This is a genomic window from Kitasatospora sp. NPDC057542 (assembly GCF_042801945.1).
Lineage (GTDB): Bacteria > Actinomycetota > Actinomycetes > Streptomycetales > Streptomycetaceae > Kitasatospora.
This window is the reverse complement of sequence record NZ_JBHVFE010000651.1, coordinates 1-3856: the sequence shown is the minus strand read 5'-3', so window position 1 is coordinate 3856 and position 3856 is coordinate 1. Positions and strand designations below refer to the sequence as shown.

Genomic DNA, 3856 nt, shown 5'->3' with positions numbered 1-3856 from the left:
CTCCCCCACACGGAGTACAGCTTGGTCAGTGCGGTCTGCGTGATGTCCTCCGCGTGATGCCAGTCACCGCACATCAGATACGCCGTCCGCCGCAGGTGCGGCAACCGCTCCTCGGCAAAACCGCGGAACTCCTCCAGGTCTGCGTTACGCACAGGGCGTGCCTCCGTTCGTCTCTGCCCACTTGACGGAGCGCACCCGGTGCCGGGATGTCACCGGTGGCGAAAAGAATTCGCAGGTCGCACGGGGCGGGAGGGTCTGCCGGTCGTGGAGGACGGGAAGGTCCGCTGGGTTTCTGATCATCGGATGACATCCTCCGCTGTCCTCCGTTCCGTCAATTCCTCGACAGAACCGGTGAGCGGCCCAGGGATCCGTGGTGCCGCCCGAGCGAGAGGACACCTGTGCGAGGAACCCGCAGGTACGACAGGCATGGGCCAGGGCCACGGACGGTCCGGCGGTGGCCGGCCGCTGTGCTGGGCGCGGCGCTGGTCGGGGCGCTGGCCGCCCCGGCCGGCTGGGCCGCTCCCGGCCCGGCGCCCGACGCCGGGGCGGACGGGCCGGCGCCGGGCCGGCCGGTCCAGGTCACCCTGGTCACCGGCGACACGGTCACCGCCCGGGTCGGTGCCGACGGCGCGGTGGCGCTGGCCGGCGTGCGGCCCGGGCCGGGGCGCGAGGACGTGACCTTCCTCCAGCGCTCCGGTACCCCCGGCTCGCTCAACCTCGTCCCCTCGGACGCGGTCGGGCCGCTGGACTCCGGGCGGCTGGACCCTCGGCTGTTCGACGTCGCCGGGCTGATCGCCCAGGGCTACGACGACGCGCACACCGCCGAACTGCCGCTGATCCTGGGCTCGGAGCGCGCAGGCGCCCCGGGCCTGGCCGCGGCCGCGCCGCCCGCCGGCGCCACCGCCGTACGAGTGCTGGAGAGTGTGCACGGCGCGGCCCTGCGCGCCCCGAAGGCGCGGGCGGGCGAGCTGTGGCAGCTGGTCGCGCGGCCGGGCGCCGGACTCGCCGCGGGCGGCGTGGACAAGGTCTGGCTGGACGGCAAGGTCTCCGCGGCGCTCGACCGCTCGACCGCCCAGATCGGTGCCCCGCAGGCCTGGAGCTCCGGCTGGACCGGCAAGGGCGTCAAGGTCGCGGTGCTCGACAGCGGTATCGACCGGGGCCATCCCGACGTGGCCGGCTCCCTCGGCGAGACCTCCGACTTCACCGGGGCCGCCGGCGCGCCGGTGACCGCCGACCCGGACGGGCACGGCACCCATGTCGCCTCGATCGTCGCCGGCACCGGGGCCGCCTCCGACGGCCGGTTCAAGGGTGTCGCCCCCGACGCCGAGCTGCTGGTCGGCAGGGTGCTGAACGACGAGGGCAACGGCCAGGAGTCCTGGGTGCTCCAGGGCATGGAGTGGGCCGCGGCCCGGGCGCCGATCGTCAACATGAGCCTCACCGGCGCCCCGACCGACGGCAACGACCCGATGGCCCAGGCCGTCAACACGCTCTCCGCCCGCTACGGCACCCTGTTCGTCGCCGCGGCCGGCAACAGCGGCAGCGCCGGCACCGTCGGCACCCCCGGGTCGGCCGACGCCGCGCTGACGGTGGGCTCCGTCGACCGGGACGGCACGCTCGCCCGGTCTTCCAGCCGGGGACCGCGCGTCGGCGACCAGGCCGTCAAGCCGGACCTCACCGCGCCGGGCGTCGGCATCGTCGCTGCCCGGGCGGCCGGGACGGACGGTCAGGAGCCGGTCGGCGACCGGTACACGGCCATCTCCGGCACCTCCATGGCGGCCCCGCACGTGGCCGGGGCCGCGGCCCTGCTCGCCCAGCAGCACCCGCAGTGGAAGGGCCCGCAGCTCAAGGCCGCGCTCACTTCCTCCGCGGCTCCGGCCGCCGGCCAGGGCGCGTACGAGCAGGGCGCCGGGCGCGTCGACCTCGCCCGGGCCACCGCCCAGGAGGTGTACGCCACCGCCGAGGGCACCGGGATCCATCTGGAGGGCCTGCCCGGCGGCGAGCCGCTCACCCGTACGGTCGAGTACCACAACGACGGCCGCGGGCCGGTCACCCTCGACCTGGCCGCCGAGACCACCGTGGCGGCCAGCGCGTTCACCGTCTCCCCCGCCCGCCTGACGGTCGCGCCGGGCGCCACGGCGTCGGCCACCGTGACCGTCGATCCGGCCCGTGTCCCCTCGGGGGCGTCGCTGACCGGGCGGGTGCGCGCGAGCGGACCCGGCGGGGCCGTCGTCACCACCGCCTACGCGCTCACCCGCGAGGCCGTGCGGCACGACGTCACCGTGACGGCCGTCGACCGCAACGGGGCGCCGCTCGGGCCGAGCACCTGGAACGCCTGGTCGATGATCAGCCTGGTCAACCTGGACACCCGCGACGCCTACCAGCTGCAGTTCACCGGCGGCACCGCCACCGCGCGCGTGCCCGAGGGCCGCTACAACCTCGGCGGGCAGCTGGCCACCCCCGGCTCGGGCACCGCGAGCGCCACCTTGACCCTGTTCCTGCAGCCCGAGCTGGAGCTGCGCGGCGACACCCGGCTCGCCGTCGACGCCCGCGAGGGCCGGCAGCTGACCGTCACCGTCCCCGGCCGCGCCACCACCGGCTGGTCGCTGTCCGCGGGCTACTGCTACCGCACCGCCGGGAGCGCCGCCGAAGGCGACTGCGCGGGCTCGGCCACGGTCCTGGCCCGGCCCGGCAACCTGTACGTCGTCCCCACCGCCCGGCCCGTCGCCGGCCGGCTCGACTTCGTCGCGCAGAGCCTCCAGGTGGGCCCGGCCACGCAGAACGGACGGCTGCCGGACCGCTACGACCTGCTGGTGCACACCACCGGCGGGCTGCCCGACCCGGCCCTGACCGTCGAGGCCGGCGAACTCGCCACGCTCAACACCCGCTATTTCGCCCAGGGCCCGGGCACCGCGGGCGAGTTCAGCAGCTTCGCGTCCGCCGGCGGTCTCGGCGCCCTCACCATCGGCCAGCCCTCCTTCACACTGCCGGCCACCCGCACCGAGTACTTCACCGTCAAGGACCAGGTCCGCGAGACGTTCTTCAGTCAGGCCGTCGGCCCCGGCGGCGAGATGGTCCACCCCGCCGCCGTCGGCCAGAGCGGCACGGTGCGCTGCGCCGCCGGCGCGACCTGCGCGGAACGCTGGAACGCCGCCGTCATCGGCCCGGGCCTGGCCCCGGGCCACGACGGCGCGACCACCATGGCCCGCACCAGCGACGGCTACCTCACGGTGGCCCCGCAGCTGTTCAGCGACGCCTCCCCCGGCCACGTCGGCTCCCCGTGGCCGCTGCGGCTGGACGACACCGTCCGCCTCGAACTGGAACGCGACGGGCAGCGCATCGGCGGCAGCGACCGGGAGCAGGCCCGCTTCGCCGTGCCGGCCGCCGACGCCGCCTACCGGCTGACCGCCAAGGCCGTACGGGCCGAACCCTGGGCGACGCTGTCCGGCACCGTCGAGGCGGTCTGGACCTTCCGCTCGGCCGCCGTCGCCCCCGGGCCCGGCGGCCAGGCCCGCAGCACGGCGCTGCCGGTCGACACCATCCGCTTCACCGCCCCCGTCGACCCGGACAACCAGGCGCCGCGCCGGCAGCACACCCTGCTCGCCGCCGTCGAACGGCAGAGCGGTGCCCCGACCTCGGCCACCGCGAGCCTGAGCGTGCAGGTCTCCTTCGACGACGGCGCCACCTGGCGGGACGCCCCGATCGCCCCGGGTGACGGCGGCTACCGCGTCACCGTCGACCCGCCGCCGGGCGCCGGCGGCTTCGTCTCGCTCAAGGCCACCGCACGGGCCGCCGACGGCGCCACCGTCGAGCAGACCGTGCTGCGTGCCTACCGCCTGACGCCCTGACAGTCCGCCGG

At 76.1% G+C, this 3856-nt stretch carries 1 protein-coding gene; it reads left to right on the top strand.

Annotated elements, in window-relative coordinates; genetic code table 11:
- Positions 1-467 precede the first annotated feature (467 nt).
- Positions 468-3845 (top strand): S8 family serine peptidase, encoded by a 3378-nt coding sequence (locus tag ACFU7Y_RS41480; protein ID WP_380771587.1) that lies wholly within the window; start codon positions 468-470, stop codon positions 3843-3845.
- Positions 3846-3856: the final 11 nt, after the last annotated feature.